The organism is Citrobacter sp. Cpo126, assembly GCF_030332445.1.
GTDB classification, from domain to species: Bacteria; Pseudomonadota; Gammaproteobacteria; order Enterobacterales; family Enterobacteriaceae; genus Citrobacter; species Citrobacter portucalensis.
Map to the genome: position 1 here is coordinate 28,472 of NZ_JAOWHT010000035.1, position 19,981 is coordinate 48,452.

24 protein-coding genes are annotated in these 19,981 nt (G+C 57.5%); 22 read left to right on the forward strand and 2 right to left on the reverse strand.

What is annotated here, in order from left to right; all coding sequences use genetic code 11:
* The first annotated feature begins 34 nt into the window (after window positions 1-34).
* The 16 genes from phnC (at window position 35) to OGY17_RS14245 (ending at window position 11,528) form a co-directional block, all read left to right on the forward strand.
* Window positions 35-823 (forward strand): phosphonate ABC transporter ATP-binding protein, encoded by a 789-nt coding sequence (gene phnC, locus OGY17_RS14170; protein ID WP_125363590.1) that lies wholly within the window; start codon window positions 35-37, stop codon window positions 821-823.
* Window positions 824-846: 23 nt separating this feature from the next.
* Window positions 847-1,863 carry a phosphonate ABC transporter substrate-binding protein gene (phnD, locus tag OGY17_RS14175; protein ID WP_060683108.1) on the forward strand — a complete coding sequence of 339 codons (1,017 nt, stop codon included), beginning with the start codon at window positions 847-849 and terminating at the stop codon, window positions 1,861-1,863.
* A gap of 133 nt (window positions 1,864-1,996) precedes the next feature.
* Window positions 1,997-2,776 carry a phosphonate ABC transporter, permease protein PhnE gene (gene phnE / locus OGY17_RS14180; protein WP_016155398.1) on the forward strand — a complete coding sequence of 260 codons (780 nt, stop codon included), beginning with the start codon at window positions 1,997-1,999 and terminating at the stop codon, window positions 2,774-2,776.
* A 20-nt stretch (window positions 2,777-2,796) separates the two neighbouring features.
* Window positions 2,797-3,522, forward strand: coding sequence for a phosphonate metabolism transcriptional regulator PhnF (phnF, locus tag OGY17_RS14185; protein ID WP_020996086.1), 726 nt, complete (start codon window positions 2,797-2,799; stop codon window positions 3,520-3,522).
* Window positions 3,523-3,975: a phosphonate C-P lyase system protein PhnG gene (gene phnG / locus OGY17_RS14190; RefSeq protein ID WP_008786958.1), complete on the forward strand. Its 453-nt coding sequence runs from the start codon at window positions 3,523-3,525 to the stop codon at window positions 3,973-3,975.
* On the forward strand, window positions 3,972-4,568 hold the full coding sequence (gene phnH / locus OGY17_RS14195) for a phosphonate C-P lyase system protein PhnH (RefSeq protein WP_008786957.1): 597 nt from the start codon (window positions 3,972-3,974) through the stop codon (window positions 4,566-4,568). Before phnG ends, phnH begins: the two co-directional genes overlap by 4 nt.
* Entirely contained in the window at window positions 4,568-5,635 is a 1,068-nt protein-coding gene (locus tag OGY17_RS14200) for a carbon-phosphorus lyase complex subunit (protein ID WP_125363588.1), read from the forward strand. Before phnH ends, OGY17_RS14200 begins: the two co-directional genes overlap by 1 nt.
* A gap of 46 nt (window positions 5,636-5,681) precedes the next feature.
* Window positions 5,682-6,473 carry an alpha-D-ribose 1-methylphosphonate 5-phosphate C-P-lyase PhnJ gene (gene phnJ / locus OGY17_RS14205; RefSeq protein WP_049259807.1) on the forward strand — a complete coding sequence of 264 codons (792 nt, stop codon included), beginning with the start codon at window positions 5,682-5,684 and terminating at the stop codon, window positions 6,471-6,473.
* A complete protein-coding gene (gene phnK, locus OGY17_RS14210) occupies window positions 6,470-7,228 on the forward strand; it encodes a phosphonate C-P lyase system protein PhnK (RefSeq protein ID WP_003844769.1) in 759 nt (252 codons plus the stop codon). Before phnJ ends, phnK begins: the two co-directional genes overlap by 4 nt.
* Before the next feature lie 121 nt (window positions 7,229-7,349).
* Window positions 7,350-8,036, forward strand: coding sequence for a phosphonate C-P lyase system protein PhnL (gene phnL / locus OGY17_RS14215; RefSeq protein WP_003826708.1), 687 nt, complete (start codon window positions 7,350-7,352; stop codon window positions 8,034-8,036).
* Complete coding sequence (phnM, locus tag OGY17_RS14220; protein WP_286607626.1) at window positions 8,033-9,169, forward strand: alpha-D-ribose 1-methylphosphonate 5-triphosphate diphosphatase; 1,137 nt, start codon at window positions 8,033-8,035, stop codon at window positions 9,167-9,169. Before phnL ends, phnM begins: the two co-directional genes overlap by 4 nt.
* Window positions 9,170-9,171: 2 nt before the next feature.
* Entirely contained in the window at window positions 9,172-9,726 is a 555-nt protein-coding gene (phnN, locus tag OGY17_RS14225) for a ribose 1,5-bisphosphokinase (RefSeq protein ID WP_286607629.1), read from the forward strand.
* Window positions 9,713-10,147 (forward strand): aminoalkylphosphonate N-acetyltransferase, encoded by a 435-nt coding sequence (phnO, locus tag OGY17_RS14230; RefSeq protein WP_048215113.1) that lies wholly within the window; start codon window positions 9,713-9,715, stop codon window positions 10,145-10,147. The genes phnN and phnO overlap by 14 nt, the downstream gene beginning before the upstream one ends.
* An 8-nt stretch (window positions 10,148-10,155) precedes the next feature.
* Window positions 10,156-10,914: a phosphonate metabolism protein PhnP gene (gene phnP, locus OGY17_RS14235; protein ID WP_048227466.1), complete on the forward strand. Its 759-nt coding sequence runs from the start codon at window positions 10,156-10,158 to the stop codon at window positions 10,912-10,914.
* Window positions 10,915-10,992: 78 nt separating this feature from the next.
* Window positions 10,993-11,244, forward strand: a complete 252-nt coding sequence (locus OGY17_RS14240; protein ID WP_006688247.1) for a type II toxin-antitoxin system Phd/YefM family antitoxin — start codon at window positions 10,993-10,995, stop codon at window positions 11,242-11,244.
* Window positions 11,241-11,528, forward strand: a complete 288-nt coding sequence (locus tag OGY17_RS14245; RefSeq protein WP_048227467.1) for a type II toxin-antitoxin system RelE family toxin — start codon at window positions 11,241-11,243, stop codon at window positions 11,526-11,528. Before OGY17_RS14240 ends, OGY17_RS14245 begins: the two co-directional genes overlap by 4 nt.
* Here OGY17_RS14245 and yjdP read toward each other — a convergent pair.
* Both yjdP and OGY17_RS14255 read right to left on the reverse strand, forming a co-directional pair.
* A complete protein-coding gene (yjdP, locus tag OGY17_RS14250) occupies window positions 11,525-11,854 on the reverse strand; it encodes a DDRRRQL repeat protein YjdP (RefSeq protein ID WP_003031807.1) in 330 nt (109 codons plus the stop codon). The genes OGY17_RS14245 and yjdP overlap by 4 nt on opposite strands.
* Before the next feature lie 69 nt (window positions 11,855-11,923).
* Window positions 11,924-14,188: a hybrid sensor histidine kinase/response regulator gene (locus OGY17_RS14255; RefSeq protein WP_057068382.1), complete on the reverse strand. Its 2,265-nt coding sequence runs from the start codon at window positions 14,186-14,188 to the stop codon at window positions 11,924-11,926.
* Between the two features lie 114 nt (window positions 14,189-14,302).
* Here OGY17_RS14255 and OGY17_RS14260 point away from each other — a divergent pair, with 114 nt between their 5' ends.
* From OGY17_RS14260 to OGY17_RS14285, 6 genes are all read left to right on the forward strand, one after another.
* On the forward strand, window positions 14,303-15,826 hold the full coding sequence (locus tag OGY17_RS14260; RefSeq protein WP_204558767.1) for a sugar ABC transporter ATP-binding protein: 1,524 nt from the start codon (window positions 14,303-14,305) through the stop codon (window positions 15,824-15,826).
* A complete protein-coding gene (locus OGY17_RS14265) occupies window positions 15,819-16,814 on the forward strand; it encodes an ABC transporter permease subunit (RefSeq protein WP_008786947.1) in 996 nt (331 codons plus the stop codon). Before OGY17_RS14260 ends, OGY17_RS14265 begins: the two co-directional genes overlap by 8 nt.
* A gap of 88 nt (window positions 16,815-16,902) precedes the next feature.
* On the forward strand, window positions 16,903-17,844 hold the full coding sequence (locus OGY17_RS14270; RefSeq protein WP_204558766.1) for an ABC transporter substrate-binding protein: 942 nt from the start codon (window positions 16,903-16,905) through the stop codon (window positions 17,842-17,844).
* 119 nt (window positions 17,845-17,963) lie between these two features.
* Window positions 17,964-18,647 carry a D-lyxose/D-mannose isomerase gene (locus OGY17_RS14275; protein WP_204558765.1) on the forward strand — a complete coding sequence of 228 codons (684 nt, stop codon included), beginning with the start codon at window positions 17,964-17,966 and terminating at the stop codon, window positions 18,645-18,647.
* A gap of 14 nt (window positions 18,648-18,661) precedes the next feature.
* Entirely contained in the window at window positions 18,662-19,522 is an 861-nt protein-coding gene (locus OGY17_RS14280; protein WP_008786944.1) for a ketose 1,6-bisphosphate aldolase, read from the forward strand.
* Window positions 19,519-19,981 (forward strand): carbohydrate kinase family protein (locus tag OGY17_RS14285; protein ID WP_286607638.1); only part of this gene is annotated, 463 nt, incomplete at its 3' end. The genes OGY17_RS14280 and OGY17_RS14285, both read left to right, overlap by 4 nt.

The window sequence follows — 19,981 nt, forward strand, 5'->3', positions numbered from 1 at the left end:
CACGATGGGGCCACTTTTTTAGGGAGGCCGCATCATGCAAACGATTATTCGCGTCGAGAAACTCTCCAAGTCCTTCAATCAACATCAGGCGCTCAATGCGGTTGATCTGAACATCTGTTCCGGTGAGATGGTGGCTCTGCTTGGGCCGTCTGGCTCCGGCAAATCCACCCTTTTACGTCATTTAAGCGGTTTGATCACCGGTGATAAATCCCCCGGTAGCCGCGTCGAGCTGCTGGGCCGCACCGTTCAACATGAAGGCCGCCTGGCGCGCGATATCCGCAAAAGCCGCGCCCACACCGGCTACATCTTCCAGCAGTTCAATCTGGTGAACCGCCTGACGGTGCTGGAGAACGTCCTTATTGGCGCGCTCGGCAGCACGCCGTTCTGGCGTACCTGTTTTAGCTGGTTTAGCCAGGAACAAAAACAGCGTGCATTACAGGCGCTGACCCGCGTGGGCATGGCGCACTTTGCATACCAGCGCGTTTCCACGCTTTCGGGCGGTCAGCAGCAGCGCGTTGCAATCGCCCGCGCACTGATGCAGCAGGCCAAAGTGATCCTCGCCGATGAGCCGATTGCTTCGCTGGACCCGGAATCCGCCCGCATCGTGATGGACACCCTACGCGACATAAACCAGACCGACGGCATCACCGTGGTCGTCACGCTGCATCAGGTGGATTACGCCCTGCGCTACTGCGAACGCATCGTCGCGCTGCGCCAGGGCAACGTCTTCTTTGATGGCAGCAGCCAGCATTTTGATAACGATCGTTTTGACCATCTCTACCGCAGCATGAACCGCATCGAACAGAGCGCGCAGGCTGCCTGACATCCCCACAATGAGGAATGGAAATGAGTTATAGAACAATTGCCGCGCTGGCTTTCACCAGCATGTTTAGTCTCAGCACACTGCTCACCCCGGCCCATGCCGAAGAGCAAGAAAAAGCGCTGAACTTTGGCATTATTTCGACCGAATCACAGCAAAACCTGAAACCGCAGTGGGAACCGTTCCTGAAGGACATGGAAAAATCACTGGGCGTGAAAGTGAACGCCTTCTTCGCCCCGGACTACGCCGGGATCATCCAGGGAATGCGCTTTAACAAAGTTGATATCGCCTGGTACGGCAACCTCTCGGCAATGGAAGCGGTGGATCGCGCTAACGGGCAAGTGTTTGCCCAGACCGTCGCCGCCGACGGATCCCCAGGTTACTGGAGCGTGTTGATCGTTAACAAAGACAGTCCGATCAATAACCTGAACGATCTGATCGCCAAACGTAAGGATCTGACCTTCGGCAACGGCGATCCCAACTCAACGTCAGGCTTCCTCGTCCCCGGCTACTACGTCTTCGCCAAAAACAACATCTCCGCCAGCGACTTCAAACGCACCGTTAACGCCGGACACGAAACCAACGCGCTGGCCGTCGCCAACAAGCAGGTCGATGTCGCCACCAACAACACCGAAAACCTCGACAAGCTGAAAACTTCCGCGCCGGAAAAACTGAAAGAACTGAAGGTGATCTGGAAGTCGCCGCTGATCCCGGGCGATCCGATCGTCTGGCGTAAAAACCTCTCCGAAACCACCAAGGACAAGGTGTACGACTTCTTTATGAATTACGGCAAAACGCCGGAACAGAAAACCGTACTGGAACGCCTGGGATGGGCACCGTTCCGCGCCTCCAGCGATCTGCAACTGGTGCCGATTCGCCAGTTGGCACTGTTTAAAGAGATGCAGGGTGTGAAGGACAACAAAGGGCTGAACGAGGAAGAGAAAACCAGCAAAACCTCGGCATTGAAAGCGCAGCTCGATGACCTTGACCGTCTGACCGCCGCACTGGGCGCTATGACCAGCGTCACCAAAGCGGTGCAGTAAACCTGGTGACCAAATTGTAGGCCTGATAAGCGCAGCGCCATCAGGCAATGCAAGGGATTCCATGCCGGATGGCGGTGCCAGCACCTTATCCGGCCTACAACAGACCCGAAACATCGACACCCAGGAGCTAAACATGCAAACCATCACCGTCGCCCCGCCCAAACGTAGCTGGTTCTCGCTGCTGAGCTGGGCCATTCTTCTCGCCGTGCTGGTGGTCTCGTGGAAAGGTGCCGAAATGGCCCCGCTCACGCTGATCCAGGATTCCGGCAATATGGCGACCTTCGCCGCCGACTTCTTCCCGCCGGACTTCAGCCAGTGGCAGGACTATCTCGGTGAAATGGCCGTCACCCTGCAAATTGCCGTCTGGGGGACTGCCCTCGCCGTTGTGCTGTCGATTCCCTTCGGCCTGATGTGCGCCGATAACCTCGTGCCGTGGTGGATTTACCAGCCGATGCGTCGCCTGATGGACGCCTGCCGCGCCATCAATGAAATGGTCTTCGCCATGCTGTTCGTGGTCGCCGTCGGGTTAGGCCCATTCGCCGGGGTGATGGCGCTGTTTATCCACACTACCGGGGTGCTCTCCAAGCTGCTTTCCGAAGCGGTAGAAGCTATTGAGCCAGGTCCGGTAGAAGGCATTCGCGCCACCGGTGCCAACAAAATTGAAGAGATTCTGTACGGCGTTCTGCCACAGGTCATGCCGCTGCTTATCTCTTACTCGCTGTATCGCTTTGAATCCAACGTTCGCTCGGCCACGGTGGTCGGAATGGTGGGTGCAGGCGGTATTGGCGTGACCTTATGGGAAGCGATTCGCGGCTTTCAGTTCCAGCAAACCTGCGCCCTGATGGTGTTAATCATCGTCACCGTCAGCCTGTTGGATTTCCTTTCCCAGCGTTTGCGTAAGCACTTTATCTGATTAGCGAGGCATTGATTGCTATGCACTTGTCTACACATCCGACCAGTTATCCAACGCGTTATCAGGAAATTGCCGCGAGACTTGAGCAGGAGCTACGTCAACATTATCGCTGCGGTGACTATCTGCCTGCCGAGCATCAGCTTGCCGCGCGCTACGAGGTAAACCGCCACACCCTGCGCCGCGCCATTGACCAGTTGGTTGAACGCGGTTGGGTTCAGCGTCGTCAGGGCGTCGGCGTGCTGGTGCTGATGCGCCCGTTCGATTACCCGCTTAATGCCCAGGCGCGCTTTAGTCAGAATCTGCTGGACCAGGGCAGCCATCCCACCAGCGAAAAACTGCTGGCGGTGCTGCGTCCGGCCTCCAGCCACATTGCCGATGCGCTCAGCATAAACGAGGGCGATAACGTGATTCACCTGCGCACCCTGCGCCGGGTTAACGGCATCGCACTGTGCCAGATCGACCACTATTTTTCCGACCTCTCGCTGTGGCCGCTGCTGCAAGGCTTCAACAGCGGTTCGCTGCATGACTACCTGCGCGAACAGTCCGGTCTGACGCTGCTACGCACGCAAACGCGCATCAGCGCCCGCCGCGCGCAGGCCAAAGAGAGCAAGGTACTGGAAATCCCCAATATGGCGCCGCTGCTGTGCGTGCGCACCCTGAACCACCGTGAAGGCGAAGAACACGCGGCGGAATACTCCGTCAGCCTGACCCGCGCCGACATGATCGAATTCACTATGGAGCACTGAATGCATTTCGATACCGCCACCCGCCAGCGCTGGATGCGCGCGCTGGCTTACAGCAATGCCGATGCCCTGAACGCCCGCATTACCGCGCTCAAACTGACGCCGGACTATGAACTTATCCGCGCCCCGGAAAGCGGACTGATGCAGATCCAGGCCCGTATGGGCGGTACCGGCAACCGCTTCTTTGCTGGCGACACCACGCTTACCCGCGCAGTGGTACGCCTGAAGAGCGGCACGCTGGGTTACAGCTACCTGCTGGGACGCAATAAACAACATGCCGAGCAGTGCGCGGTGATTGACGCGCTGCTGCAGGAACAAACGCATTTCCAGAACCTAATGGAAACCTTAATTGCCCCGCTGGAAGCGGAACGCGATGCGCTGATTAACGCACGCCGTGCCGAAGTCAACGCCAGCCGGGTCGACTTCTTCACGCTGGTACGCGGAGATAACGCATGACACGATCTACAGCACTTCTGACCGCTTTTAATTTACCCGTTCAGGATGCTCAGCAGAGCTTTCGTCGCCTGCTGAAGGCCATGAGCGAGCCGGGCGTAATCGTTGCCCTGCATCAACTGAAACACGGCTGGCAGCCGCTGGGCCTGGCAACCACCAGCGTGCTGCTGACCCTGGTCGATGGCGACACGCCGGTCTGGCTGGCGCCGTCGATGGATAACGATATTGCCCGCCAGAACCTGCGTTTTCATACCAACGCGCCGCTGGTGGATCAGCCGCAGCTGGCGGCCTTTGCCGTCGCCGACGAGCGCATCAGCAGCGAACAGCTTAACGCCCTCTCCGCCGGTTCAGCCGTCGCGCCAGAGACCAGCGCCACGCTGATTGTGCAGGTCTCTGGCTTAAGCGGCGGACGCATGCTGCGTCTGACCGGCGCGGGCATTGCCGAAGAGCGCATGATCGCGCCACAGCTGCCGGAATGCCTGATTCACGAACTCACCGAACGCCCGCACCCGTTCCCACTGGGGGTCGATTTGATCCTCACCTGCGGCGAACGCCTGCTGGCTATTCCGCGAACCACCCATGTGGAGGTGTGCTGATGTACGTCGCCGTCAAAGGGGGCGAAAAGGCGATAGCCAACGCCCACGCCCTACAGGAAAACCGACGCCGGGGCGATGAAACCATTGCTGAACTGAGCGTGGCGCAAATCGAACAGCAGATGAACCTGGCCGTTGACCGGGTGATGACCGAAGGCGGTATTGCCGACCGTGAACTGGCGGCACTGGCGTTGAAGCAGGCCAGCGGCGATAACGTCGAAGCCATCTTTTTGCTCCGCGCCTACCGCACTACGCTGGCAAAAGTGGCGGTCAGTGAACCGGTTAACAGCGCAGAAATGCGCCTTGAGCGCCGAATCTCGGCGGTCTACAAGGATATTCCCGGCGGGCAACTGTTGGGTCCAACCTATGACTACACCCATCGCCTGCTGGATTTTACCCTGCTGGCCAATGGCGAAACGCCGCCCCTGCGCAGCGCAGACGCCGTACAGGATGCCTCCCCGCACGTCTTTTCCCTGCTGGCCAACCAGGGACTGGCAAAGCGTGAAGAGGATGATGGCGCGACACCCGACGACATCACCCGCACACCGCCGGTTTATCCCTGTTCACGTGCTTCACGCCTGCAACAGCTGATGCGCGGCGACGAAGGCTATCTGCTGGCGCTGGCCTACTCCACCCAGCGCGGCTACGGGCGCAATCACCCGTTTGCCGCCGAAATCCGCAGCGGCTATGTGGCACTGGAAACCGTACCGGAAGAGCTGGGATTTGCGGTTAACGTCGGCGAACTGCTGATGACCGAATGTGAAATGGTGAACGGGTTTGTCGCACCAGAAAACGAATCCCCCCATTTTACCCGCGGCTACGGGCTGGTGTTCGGTATGAGCGAACGTAAAGCGATGGCGATGGCGCTGGTGGACCGCGCCCTACAGGCAGCCGAATACGATGAAACGGTCACAGGACCGGCGCAGGACGAAGAGTTCGTGCTGGCGCATGCGGATAACGTCGAGGCGGCGGGTTTTGTTTCGCACCTCAAACTTCCCCATTACGTCGATTTCCAGGCCGAACTGGAACTGCTCAAACGCCTGCAACAGGAGGCCACCCGTGACCACTAACCTCTCCGGCTACAACTTTGCCTATCTTGATGAGCAGACCAAACGCATGATCCGCCGCGCCATTCTGAAAGCGGTGGCAATCCCGGGTTACCAGGTCCCGTTTGGCGGACGTGAAATGCCGATGCCCTACGGCTGGGGAACCGGCGGCATCCAGCTCACCGCCAGCGTGATTGGCGAGCCGGACGTATTGAAGGTGATTGACCAGGGCGCGGATGACACCACCAACGCCGTGTCGATTCGTAATTTCTTCAAGCGTGTGACCGGGGTGAATACCACTGAGCGTACGGAAGATGCGACGCTGATCCAGACCCGCCACCGCATCCCGGAAACGCCGCTGGTGGAAGATCAGATAATCATCTTCCAGGTACCGATCCCTGAGCCGCTGCGCTTTATCGAACCGCGTGAAACGGAAACTCGCACCATGCACGCGCTGGAAGAGTACGGCATCATGCAGGTGAAACTGTATGAAGATATCGCCCGCTTCGGCCATATCGCCACCACTTACGCCTATCCGGTGAAGGTCAATGACCGCTACGTCATGGACCCGTCGCCCATCCCGAAATTCGACAATCCAAAGATGGACATGATGCCAGCCCTGCAACTGTTTGGCGCTGGCCGCGAAAAGCGTATCTATGCCGTTCCACCTTACACCCGCGTGGAAAGCCTCGATTTCGACGATCACCCGTTTACCGTGCAGAGCTGGGATGAGCCTTGCGCCATCTGCGGCTCAACCCACAGCTATCTCGATGAAGTGGTGCTCGATGACACCGGCAAACGCATGTTTGTCTGCTCCGACACCGACTACTGCCGCCAACAGAGCGAGGCCCTCAGCAAATGACGCAACCGCTGCTTTCAGTCAACAACCTGACCCATCTCTACGCGCCGGGCAAGGGCTTCAGCGATGTCTCTTTTGACCTGTGGCCAGGCGAAGTGCTGGGTATCGTCGGCGAGTCCGGTTCCGGCAAAACCACGCTGCTGAAATCGATCTCTTCACGGCTGACGCCGCAGAGCGGTGAGATTTTGTATCAGAACCGTTCGCTGTACGGCATGAACGAAGCCGACCGTCGCCGTCTGCTGCGCACCGAATGGGGCGTGGTGCATCAGCATCCGCTGGATGGCCTTCGCCGTCAGGTCTCCGCAGGCGGCAATATCGGCGAACGTCTGATGGCCACCGGCGCACGTCACTACGGCGACATCCGCGCCACCGCGCAGCGCTGGCTGGAGGAGGTAGAGATCCCTGCCTCGCGTATCGACGATCTGCCCACCACCTTTTCCGGCGGCATGCAGCAGCGCCTGCAGATTGCCCGCAACCTCGTCACCCATCCCAAACTGGTGTTTATGGACGAACCTACCGGCGGGCTGGACGTTTCGGTACAGGCCAAACTGCTGGACCTGCTGCGCGGCCTGGTGGTGGAACTGGATCTGGCGGTAGTGATTGTCACCCACGATTTGGGCGTCGCGCGCCTGTTGGCCGACCGCTTGCTGGTGATGAAGCAAGGTCAGGTGGTGGAAAGTGGGTTAACCGACCGCGTGCTCGACGATCCGCATCATCCGTATACCCAGCTGCTGGTGTCGTCGGTGTTGCAGAACTGATTTTTTGTTGTGCCGGATGGCGGCTACGCCTTATCCGGCCTACGGAGCGGCATTGGTTGTAGGCCTGATAAGCGAAGCGCCATCAGGCAATCGAACGCAAAAATGTCTAAAGAGGCTAAAAATGAACGCGATCCGCGTTGAAAATGTCAGTAAAACCTTTGTCCTGCATCAGCAAAACGGCGTGCGTCTGCCGGTGCTGCAAAACGCCACTCTGGACGTTAAAAGCGGCGAATGCGTGGTGCTGCACGGTCACTCGGGCAGCGGCAAATCCACATTGCTGCGTTCGCTGTACGCCAACTACCTGCCGGATGAAGGACACATCCACATCCGCCACAGCGATGAATGGGTCGATCTGGTGCAGGCCCCGGCGCGCAAAGTACTGGAGGTTCGCCGTTCAACCATCGGCTGGGTGAGCCAGTTCCTGCGCGTGATCCCCAGGATTTCCGCGCTGGATGTGGTGATGCAACCGCTGCTGGATCTGGGGGTCTCCCGTGAGGAGTGTGCAGCCAAAGCAGCTAACCTGCTTACCCGCCTGAACGTGCCGGAGCGGTTGTGGCACCTGGCGCCGTCGACCTTTTCCGGCGGCGAACAGCAGCGCGTCAACATCGCCCGCGGGTTTATCGTCGATTACCCAATTCTGCTGCTCGATGAGCCTACCGCCTCGCTGGACGCCAAAAACAGCGCCGCCGTCGTCGCATTAATTGAAGAGGCGAAAGCCCGCGGCGCAGCAATTGTCGGCATTTTTCACGATCAAACCGTGCGCGACCGCGTAGCGGATCGTCTGCATCTGATGGGAACAACAGCATGATTATCAATAATGTAAAGCTGGTACTGGAAGATGAAGTGGTGCAAGGATCGCTGGAAATCGAGGGCGGGGTCATTCGCACCTTTGCAGAAAGTCCGAGCAGCCTACCTGAGGCGCTGGACGGCGAAGGCGGCTGGCTGCTACCAGGGCTTATCGAGCTGCATACCGATAATCTCGACAAATTTTTCACCCCGCGCCCGAAGGTAGACTGGCCTGCCCACTCGGCGATGAGCAGCCACGACGCGCTAATGGTCGCCAGCGGCATTACCACCGTGCTGGACGCGGTGGCAATTGGCGATGTGCGCGACGGCGGCGACCGTCTGGAAAATCTGGAGAAGATGATCAATGCGGTCGAAGAGACGCAAAAGCGCGGGGTCAATCGCGCCGAGCATCGCCTGCACCTGCGCTGTGAGCTGCCGCATCACACTACCCTGCCGCTGTTTGAAAAACTGGTCAGCCGCGAGCCGGTAACGCTGGTGTCGCTGATGGATCACTCGCCAGGCCAGCGTCAGTTCGCCAATCGTGAGAAGTACCGCGAGTATTATCAAGGCAAGTATTCGCTCACCGACGAGCAGATGGCCCGCTATGAAGAAGAACAGTTAGCGCTGGCGGCGCGTTGGTCACAGCCCAATCGCACGGCGATTGCCCAGATGTGTCGTGAGCGCCAGATTGCGCTGGCGAGCCATGATGATGCCACCCATGATCATGTGCTGGAATCGCACCAGCTTGGCAGCGTGATCGCCGAATTTCCCACCACCTTCGAAGCAGCTGAAGCCTCGCGCCAGCATGGTATGAACGTGCTGATGGGCGCGCCGAACATCGTGCGCGGAGGATCTCATTCCGGCAATGTGGCGGCGCATAAGCTGGCTGAGCTGGGGCTACTGGATATTCTTTCTTCCGATTACTACCCCGCCAGCCTGCTCGACGCGGCATTTCGCGTGGCGGATGACGACGCCAACCGCTTTACCCTGCCGCAGGCCATTCACATGGTGACCCGCAATCCGGCGCGGGCATTAAATCTCGACGATCGTGGCGTTGTAGCCGAAGGCAAACGCGCGGATCTGGTGCTGGCACACCGCAAAGGCGGCAACATCCATATCGACCACGTCTGGCGTCAGGGCAAAAGGGTATTCTGACTATGGGTAAACTGATCTGGCTGATGGGGCCATCCGGCTCCGGTAAGGACAGTCTGCTGGCCGAACTCCGCCAGCAGGAACCGGCGCAACTGCTGGTGGCGCACCGTTACATCACCCGCGCCGCCAACGCCGGGAATGAAAATCATATTGCGCTGAGCGAACAAGAATTTTTTACCCGCGCCGGGCAGAACCTGCTGGCACTGAGCTGGCACGCCAATGGCTTCTACTACGGCGTTGGCGTGGAGATTGACCTCTGGCTACACGCCGGTTTTGATGTGGTGGTCAACGGCTCACGGGCGCATCTGCCCCAGGCGCAGGCCCGTTACGGCACATCTTTACTCCCCATTTGCTTACAGGTTTCTCCGGCGATTTTACGCCAGCGCTTGCAGACTCGTGGACGGGAGAGCGAAACGGAAATCGCCGCCCGTCTTGAGCGCGCAGCCCGCTACGCCCCGTATGACTGCCACGTCCTGAACAACGATGGAAGTTTGCTACAGTCTGTCGATACACTACTCACACTGATGGGACGCAAGGAGAAGAAACATGTCTGTCTGTGAATTACGCCGCGCAACGCTATACGATACCGATGCGGTTTATGCGCTCATCTGTGAGTTGAAACAGGGTCAATTCGACCTGCAGGCCTTTAGTGCCGGATACGCCGCAAATCTGCAAGATCCCAATATGCACTACCAACTAGCGCTGCTCGACGGACAGGTCGTCGGCTTGATCGGTCTGCACCTGCAGTTTCATCTGCACCACGCTAACTGGATTGGCGAAATACAGGAACTGGTGGTGATGCCGCAGGCGCGAGGATTAACGGTAGGCAGTCAGTTACTGGCCTGGGCCGAAGCCACCGCGCGCGAAGCGGGTGCAGAGATGACCGAGCTTTCCACCAGCACTCAACGCCTTAACGCTCACCGTTTTTATCAGCGCGAAGGCTATACCCAGAGCCATTTTCGCTTCACTAAACCGTTGTAGGGGGAGCCATGAGTCTGACCATTACGCTGACGGGAACGGGCGGCGCGCAGCTGGTGCCGACATATGGCTGCGACTGTGCGGCCTGCCAACGAGCACGCTTACAGGCGCAATACCGTCGACGCCCTTGTAGCGGGGTGGTCAAGTTCAATAATACGGTGACGCTGCTGGACGCGGGGCTCCCACATCTGATGGACGACTGGCCAGCGGGCAGCTTCCAGCAGTTTCTACTGACCCACTATCATATGGATCATGTGCAAGGGCTGTTTCCGTTGCGCTGGGGTGTGGGGGCGACTATCCCGGTGTACGGTCCGTCGGATGAACAGGGTTGCGACGATCTGTTTAAGCATCCCGGCATCCTCGATTTTAGCCATACCGTGGCACCGTTCGTGGTGTTCGACCTGCAAGGATTGCAGGTAACGCCGCTACCGCTCAACCATTCAAAGCTGACGTTTGGTTATCTGCTGGAGACCGCACATAGCCGCGTGGCGTGGCTCTCCGATACCGCCGTACTTCCCGACAAGACGTTGAAGTTTCTCCACAATAACCAGCCTCAGGTGATTATCATCGACTGCAGCCATGCCCCGCGCGCCGAGCCACCGCGCAATCATTGTGATTTAAACACCGTTATCGCCTTAAACGAAGTTATCCGCTGCCCACGGGTGATCCTGACGCATATCAGCCATCAGTTTGACCTGTGGATGATGGAACATCCGCTACCAGTAGGGATTGAGGCAGGATATGACGGAATGGAGATTGTGCTGGAGTAATTTCCCGGACAATAAGACTTGTTAACAGGTCTCTTAAATCCTATATTAAGACCAGTTAAATGGTCTTTAGGAGAGGTTATGCCGCATATCATTTTAAGCGATACCACCGCGAGTGTGAGTGAGCTAAAAAAGAACCCGATGGCGACTGTTAGCGCAGGAGATGGGTTTCCGGTCGCAATTCTGAACCGTAACCAGCCCGCTTTTTATTGCGTGCCAGCAGAGCTTTACGAAAAAATGCTCGATGCGCTGGACGATCAACAGCTGGTTAAATTAGTCCATGAACGTAGCCAACAACCCCTGGTGGATGTGGATCTGGACAGCTACTTATGAGTTATACGGTAAAGTTCAGGGAAGATGCGCTGAAAGAATGGCAAAAACTTGATAAAGCTATTCAGCAGCAATTTGCCAAAAAACTAAAGAAATGCTGTGAAAATCCGCATATTCCTTCAGCAAAGCTCAGGGGAATAAAAGATTGCTACAAAATCAAACTACGAACATCAGGGTTTCGTCTTGTTTATCAAGTCATTGACGACACCCTGGTCATCGTGGTCGTTGCCGTCGGTAAACGCGAGCGTAGTGAAGTCTATAATCTTGCCAGCGAAAGATTTCGCTAACGATCGTAATCTTCTTCCATTCTGCGCTCTTCGTCTTCTAACTGACGCCGTTCTTGATCGAGCTGGCGCTGGCGGTCATCCAGTTGGCGACGTCGATCTTCAAACTGGCGGCGGCGATTGTCATATTGCCTGCGCCGGTCGTCACTCATCTGGCGCTGCCAGCTTTCATCACGGGAGTCATCATAATCCCGCCCGTTGTCCGGTTTGTATGCGTCGTTAATCGCCTGCTGAATATTACCAATGGCGTCATCGATAATATCCGCCTGTGCCGATACGGTGGTCAGCATTAGCAAACTAAAAAGAAGGAATGTCGCGGAGCGTTGCATAAAACCAGCCTCATCAAGAAACTCGCCCCACGGTAATCAAAGCGTATTTACGCGGGTAGCGGAGGAATCTCAATTACGCGAATGCCGCAGCGCCTGCGCCAGCTCTCCCCGAGTAAAAGGCTTACGCAATAGCGCCACATCCGGCAACGCCGGGTTATGCGCCGGACGTAAATCCTGACCGCTTATCAGCAGGATGGACAACTGCGGATAATGTGCCTGAGCATGGTTAACCACATCCACGCCGCTTAAACCACCTGGCAGCATTAAGTCGCTGATAAAAATATCAATCTCGGATGAAGCCGCCAGCATATGCATCGCCTGTTCCCCGTTTGCGGCCTCTAACGTCAGGTAGCCCAGCAGGTGTAATTGCTCGCACAACGTCTGGCGTACATCGTCCTCATCCTCGAGCACCAGTACCAGTTTTTCACCGCTGTTCGCCGCATGTACCGCCACCGGTTCTGCCTGAGCCTGCACCGGCACAACGGCGCGAGGCAGTTGTAGCCTGACCGTCGTTCCCTGCCCGGGAGCGCTTTCAATCTCCACCCGACCACCGGACTGGCGCACAAAACCGTAAACCATCGACAGCCCCAGTCCGCTGCCGCTACCGGTCTGTTTGGTGGTGAAAAACGGCTCGAAGACCTGGGCTTTCACTTCCTGTGACATCCCGCTTCCCTGGTCGGCAACCTCCAGCATCACCATATCCTGCTTGCGCCCATCGCTGCGCGTGACCCGCTGATTCCAGGTACGGATTTTAATCGTGCCCGCCTGCCCGTCCATGGCGTCACGGGCGTTCATCACCAGATTGATAATGGCGTTTTCCAGTTGGCTGACGTCAATCCACGCGGGCCAGGCGGGAGACTGGGCTTCAATCTCCAGCGTCAACGTGGCCGGAAGAGAGTGGCGCATCAGTTCGCCCAGATTTTCCAGCAGCGTTTTCAGCTCCACCGCATGAGGGTGCAACGACTGTTTGCGCGAAAAGGCCAGCAGTCGCTGGGTAAGCAACGCCCCACGCTCGGCGGCTTTTAGCGCCCGATTTACCCGTGGCGCATCGGGCGACTCCGGATTCACCAGATCCAGACTGCCAATAATAACCGCCAGCAGGTTATTGAAATCATGTGCTAATCCACCCGTCAGTTGCCCCACCGCCTTAAGCTTTTGGCTGTGCAACAGCGCTTCTTCCAGCCCCTGACGTTCGGTGCGATCGATTTCCATCTGGCTGGTTTTTTCTTTGAGCAGTCGGGTGGTGTGCTCCAGCGACGCCGTATTCCGGGCAAAGACGCTAAAGGCGCGGGCCAGCTCGCCCAGCTCATCGCGACGCTGCAGGGCCGGGACGCTGACGTCTGATTCACCGTGCGCCAGCCGGGTCATCGCCCGTGAAATGGCCGTCAGGTTGGAACCGAGATTACGGTAGATATACCACCCAGCAAAACCGGTGATCACCACCGCCAGCAGCGCAAACACTAAAATAAACAACGCGCCGGATTGCAGTTCCTGATGGCTTTGCGCCACCCGTTGCTCTGAGATCAGCGCCACCTGCGAGGCATACTGATTGATATCGCTGTTGAGGATCGCCACCAGCGCTTTGATATGAAACATATACCAGTTGATGGCCAAATCGCTCTGCTCCAGCGCGGAAGAGAGCGGCTCCAGCTTATGCAGCTCCTGGTTGAAGTCGTTGAGGATACCGCTAATCAGCGGACTAGCATGGCGCAAGGGAAGCGCAGGCATCGCCGCATCCAGTTGTTTCACCACCGAACGCGGCGTGGGCGTGTCGATGGCGGCAACAATTAAGCGGTCCATCTGCCCCAGCAGCGCATCATCCTGCGCGCCGGTCAACTTTTGCAGATGACGTAAATAGCTTTGATTTTGATACAGCGAACTGAGCAACGCGTTACGCTCCAGGTGTCGCCGCTGCCCGCGCTGCAACATCCCTTCTACGCTGCTTTGTAGTTCATTACTGCGCTGGATAATACGCTCGACCAGCACCGGCTCTTGTTGTGCCAGCGGCGCGGTAGCCAGTTGTTCCAGCGACTGCTTCAGCGCCCTTTGCGTCTCCTGCAGCCGCTCCGCTTCCCCTTTGTATTCCAGCGCCCCGACCACCTGCGACAACCGCACTGCCGCCGTCGCCACGTTCGCCGTATCCCGCGCCAGGTTCATGCTGCCGGTCATGTCGTCAACGGTTTGCTGCTGCACCTGCTCCTGAATCTGACTGGCATGCTGAAAACCCAGCACCGCCACGCCGCTCACCATCAGCGTGACAGCCACCACCAGCAGATTGAAGAACAGCAATCGTCCGCGCGCACTGGCGAGAAAGTGACGTCCCGGTTGCGGCATATCACGCTCCGTGAAGAAAAATCGCAATATGACAAATATGAACGGCTTCTGACATTTTGCATTTACATTCCTGTGATGGACTGCTGATATCGGCCACCCCACAGGAGATCCGCCATGAGCAGGACACCGGTTCTGGAGATGCGCAACATTGCTAAAGCGTTTGGCAAATTTTACGCGCTGAAAGGGGTCGATTTAACGGTCTGGCCGGGCGAGATTCATGCCCTGATGGGCGAGAATGGCGCGGGGAAGAGCACCCTGATGAAGATCCTCGCGGGCGCCTATACCGCCACCAGCGGTGAGATCCTGATTGACGGTCAGCCGTTCCATATTCGCGGTCCTAAAGATGCGCTTAGCGCAGGCATCACGCTGATTTATCAGGAGATGCAGCTCGCGCCGAACCTGACGGTAGCGGAAAATATCTTTCTTGGCAGCGAGCTGTCGCACGGCGGGCTGGTCCAGCGTAAAGAGATGGTCATGCAGTCGCAGAAAGTCATCGACCGACTCGGCGCCCAGTTTAAGGCCAGCGACCGTGTGATGACGTTGACCATCGCCGAACAGCAGCAGGTGGAAATTGCCCGCGCCCTGCACCGTAACAGCCGCATTCTGGTAATGGATGAACCCACCGCCGCCCTCTCCTCACGTGAAACCCACCGCCTGTTTGAACTGATCATGCGCCTGCGCGATGAGGGGATGGCGATTATCTACATCAGCCATCGCATGGCGGAAGTGTACGAACTTTCGGACCGCGTCAGCGTCCTGCGTGACGGGCAATATGTTGGCAGCCTGACCCGCGACAAGCTCAACGCCTCGGAGCTGGTACGCATGATGGTGGGCCGTCCGTTGAGCGATCTGTTCAACAAAGAGCGCGACATTCCCTTAGGTAAAGCACGCCTCAATGTTCATCACCTGACCGACGGCCATAAAGTCCAGCCGTGCAGCTTGCTGGTGCGCTCCGGGGAGATCGTCGGCCTGGCCGGGCTAGTCGGTGCCGGGCGTTCTGAACTGGCTCAGCTTATTTTTGGCGTGCGTAAAGCCATCGGCGGCATGATTGAAGTAGACGGTGAACCGGTAGTGATCCACTCCCCGCGCGAGGCGATTGACCACGGCATTGGCTTTCTGACGGAAAACCGCAAAGAACAGGGATTATTTTTAGAGCTGGCAGCGGCAGAAAACATCACCATGGCGACTCTGGAGCGTGACGCCAACTGGGGCATGCTCGATCGCAAAAAGGCGCAGGCTATTTCCGATGACGCCATCAAGCTGCTCAACATCCGCGTGCCGCACGCACAGGTACGCGCGGGCGGGCTGTCCGGCGGAAATCAGCAAAAACTGCTGATTTCACGCTGGGTCGCGATCGGCCCACGTATTTTGATCCTCGATGAACCCACGCGCGGCGTGGACGTCGGTGCCAAAAGCGAGATCTACCGGATCATGAACGATATGGCGCGCAAAGGCGTAGCGATCCTGATGATCTCCAGCGAGCTGCCGGAAGTCGTCGGTATGAGCGATCGCGTGTACGTCATGCGGGAAGGCAGTATTGCCGGCGAGCTGAACGGACAAAGTATTACCCAGGAAAATATTATGACGCTGGCAACCGGCGTGAACGACTCCCACCATCAGGCGGTACCCCATGAATAATCCAACCACTCCCCAGCAGGTGGCAAAATCCGCCTCCGCAAAAAAAATGCTGATGAGCGATCTGATGCAAACGGTCGGCATCTTACCGATTCTCATCCTGATTGTGGCGGTATTTGGCTTTATCGCGCCTAACTTTTTTACCGAAAGTAACCTGCTGAATATTACCCGTCAGGCCTCGATCAACATCGTGCTGGCGGCTGGCATGACCTTCATTATTTTGACCGGCGGGATCGACCTCTCGGTTGGCTCGATTCTCGGTACCACCGCTGTCGCAGCCATGGTCGTTTCTCTTATTCCTGAGCTCGCCATGCTATCGATTCCGGCGGCGCTGATGCTCGGTCTGGTGCTGGGATTGTTTAACGGCGCGCTGGTCGCTTTTGCCGGACTACCGCCGTTTATCGTCACGCTTGGAACCTATACGGCGCTGCGCGGTGCGGCCTATCTGCTGGCCGACGGTACAACGGTGATTAACTCCAATATCAGCTTTGAGTGGATCGGTAACAACTATCTCGGCCCGGTTCCGTGGCTGGTGGTCATTGCGCTGGCGGTGGTGGTGGTGTGCTGGTTCATTCTGCGCCGCACCACGCTCGGCGTTCATATCTACGCGGTCGGCGGCAATATGCAGGCCGCACGTTTAACCGGCATCAAAGTGTGGCTGGTGCTGCTGTTCGTCTACGGCATGAGCGGTTTGCTCTCAGGTCTTGGCGGGGTGATGAGCGCCTCGCGGCTGTATAGCGCCAACGGCAACTTAGGCATGGGTTACGAGCTGGACGCCATCGCGGCGGTGATCCTCGGCGGCACCAGCTTTGTTGGCGGGATCGGCACCATCACCGGCACGCTGGTGGGGGCGTTGATAATCGCCACGCTCAATAACGGTATGACGCTGATGGGCGTCTCCTATTTCTGGCAACTGGTGATCAAAGGGGCGGTGATCATCATAGCGGTGCTGATCGACAAATACCGTACCCGACACCATCAAAGTGCATAGACAAGCTTACTGGCCTACTCATTCGTAGGCCTGATAAGCGCAGCGCCATCAGGCGTATAACAACAATACCCTACGTGAGGAAACGAGTATGCGTTTGAAGCCATTAGTAACCGCGCTCTGTGCTGGCGCCCTGCTTGCTGCAGCTCCGTTTGTGCAGGCAAAAGAACTGAAATCGATCGGCGTTACGGTGGGCGATCTGGCCAACCCGTTCTTCGTGCAGATCACCAAAGGCGCGGAGCTGGAAGCACGCAAGCTGGCAGGTGATAGCGTTAAAGTAACGCTGGTTTCCAGCGGCTACGATCTGGGGCAACAGGTGTCGCAGATCGACAACTTTATTGCCGCCAAAGTCGACATGATTATCCTTAACGCTGCCGACTCCAAAGGCATCGGCCCGGCGGTAAAACGCGCGAAAGACGCCGGGATCGTGGTGGTTGCCGTTGACGTGGCAGCGGAAGGCGCAGACGCGACCATTACCTCCGATAACACCCAGGCAGGTGAAATAGCCTGTAAATACATTACCGACCGCCTGAAAGGCAAAGGCAACGTCGTCATCATCAACGGGCCGCCGGTTTCCGCCGTCCAGAACCGCGTGGAAGGCTGCCAGACTGAGTTCAAACGCCACCCGGACATCAAGGTGCTGTCGCATAACCAAAACGCCAAAGGCAGTCGCGAAGGCGGGCTGGAGATCATGACCGCGCTGCTGGCGGCGAATCCGAAGATCGACGGCGTATTCGCCATTAACGATCCGACGGCGATCGGTGCCGATCTGGCGGCAAAACAGGCGCAGCGTAGCGAATTCTTTATTGTCGGCGTAGATGGATCCCCGGACGGTGAAGAAGCGCTGAAGCGCGAAAACTCACTATTTGTGGCGACTCCGGCACAAGATCCTCAGGTGATGGCTGCCAAAGCGGTCGAAATCGGCTATGACATATTGCAGGGGAAACCCGCTCCGAAAGAACCCGTGCTGATCCCGGTGACGATGATCGATAAAAACAACGTCGGCAGTTATAAGGGTTGGACGGTTAAATAGCCCGCTACAACAACGCCGGATGGCGGCGAAAATGCCCTATCCGGCCTACAAGATCGCTATGAATTTGTAGGCCGGATAAGCGCGGCCCATCCGGCATTATATTAAGGAGGATTCAGCCGATGAAACGCTCCGCAATAAACGAGATCCTTGGCCACACGCGCCAGTTTTTCTCTCAGCACGACGTGCATCTCCCCCCTTTTGCCAGCTTCCCCCCGACCCAATGGCGCAAGCTTGATGCCACAGCCTGGAGCGAAGTGTTCGACCTTAAGCTCGGTTGGGATGTCACCGCATTTGGCGGCAACAATTTCGCCGCGCAAGGGTTAACGCTGTTCACTCTGCGTAATGGCTCGCCGAAAGGCATGCCTTACGAGAAATGCTACGCCGAGAAAATCATGCATGTTCGCGATGCGCAGGTCACGCCGATGCATTTTCACTGGCGCAAACGCGAAGACATTATCAATCGCGGCGGCGGCAATTTAATTGTGGAACTGTGGAATGCGGGGATCCGGGAACAAACGGAGGAGACCGACGTCAGCGTGGTAATTGACGGCTGTCGGCAAACCCATGCAGCGGGCTGTCAGTTACGCCTGACGCCGGGTGAAAGCATCTGCCTGCCGCCGGGCCTGTATCACAGCTTCTGGGCGGAAGAAGGTTTTGGCGACGTGCTGGTCGGCGAGGTTTCTTCTGTTAATGACGACGACCACGATAACCACTTTTTGCAACCGATCGCCCGCTATAACGACATTGAAGAAGACGAGCCGGCGCAGCTGGTGCTGTGTAACGAATATCGCCTGTTCCGCTAACCAAGGAGCGCATTATGCCGTTGATATCTCTCGCTGATGGCCTTGCACATGCCCGTGAGCATCACTATGCCTTAGGGGCATTTAATGTTCTGGATTCACACTTCCTGCGCGCGCTGTTTGCCGCGGCAAAGCAGGAACGTTCGCCGTTTATCATCAATATCGCCGAAGTACATTTTAAATATATCTCGCTGGATTCTCTGGTCGAGGCGGTCAAGTTCGAAGCCGCGCGGCATGACATTCCGGTGGTGCTAAACCTTGACCACGGCCTGCACTTTGAGTCGGTAGTTCGGGCACTACGCTTAGGGTTCAGTTCAGTGATGTTCGATGGCTCCACGCTGGAGTATGAAGAAAATATCCGCCAGACCCGCGAAGTGGTAAAGATGTGCCACGCCGTCGGCGTGTCGGTGGAAGCCGAACTGGGTGCGGTGGGCGGTGATGAGGGCGGCGCGCTGTACGGTCATGCCGACGAGTCGCTATTTACCGACCCAATGATGGCGCGTGATTTCGTCGACAGAACCGGGATTGACGCGCTGGCGGTCGCCATTGGCAATGCCCACGGCAAATACAAAGGCGAACCGCTGCTCGACTTCCCGCGTCTGGACGCCATTCGCCAGCAGGCGGCAATCCCGCTGGTACTGCATGGCGGCTCCGGTATCAGCGACGACGATTTCAAGCGCGCGATTGAACTCGGCATTCACAAAATCAACTTCTATACCGGCATGTCGCAGGCGGCGCTGTCGGCGGTAGAAACACGGATGGCGAATCGCCAGCCGCTGTACGACGAATTCGCCGAACTGCTGCTCGGCATTGAAGAGGCCATTACCGATACCGTTTCGGAACAGATGCGCATTTTTGGCAGCGCGGGACGGGTCTGATGGAACGCAAAGGCGTTATCGCCGCAGGCAACATGCTGGTCGATCACGTGCATCAAATTGTGCAGTGGCCGGAACGTGGCTGGCTGGCGGAAATCACCCGTAGCGAACGCGCCACGGGCGGTGCGCCGCTTAATGTGCTGCTGACGCTGGCAAAAATGCACACTGGGCTGCCGTTGCAGGCGGTGGGGTTAATCGGTCAGGACAGCGACGGCGACTACATCATGGCGATGCTGGAGCAGTATCACGTTAATCGCCAACACGTGCAGCGCACCACATTCGCCCCCACGTCGATGTCGCAGGTGATGACCGATCCCAGCGGTCAGCGCACCTTTTTCCACTCGCCCGGGGCCAATCGGCTACTCGATCTGCCTGCGTTTGAGCAACTGGATACCTCGATGAAAATCTTCCATCTGGGATATCTGCTGCTGCTCGACAGTCTGGACATGCCGGATGAGGAGT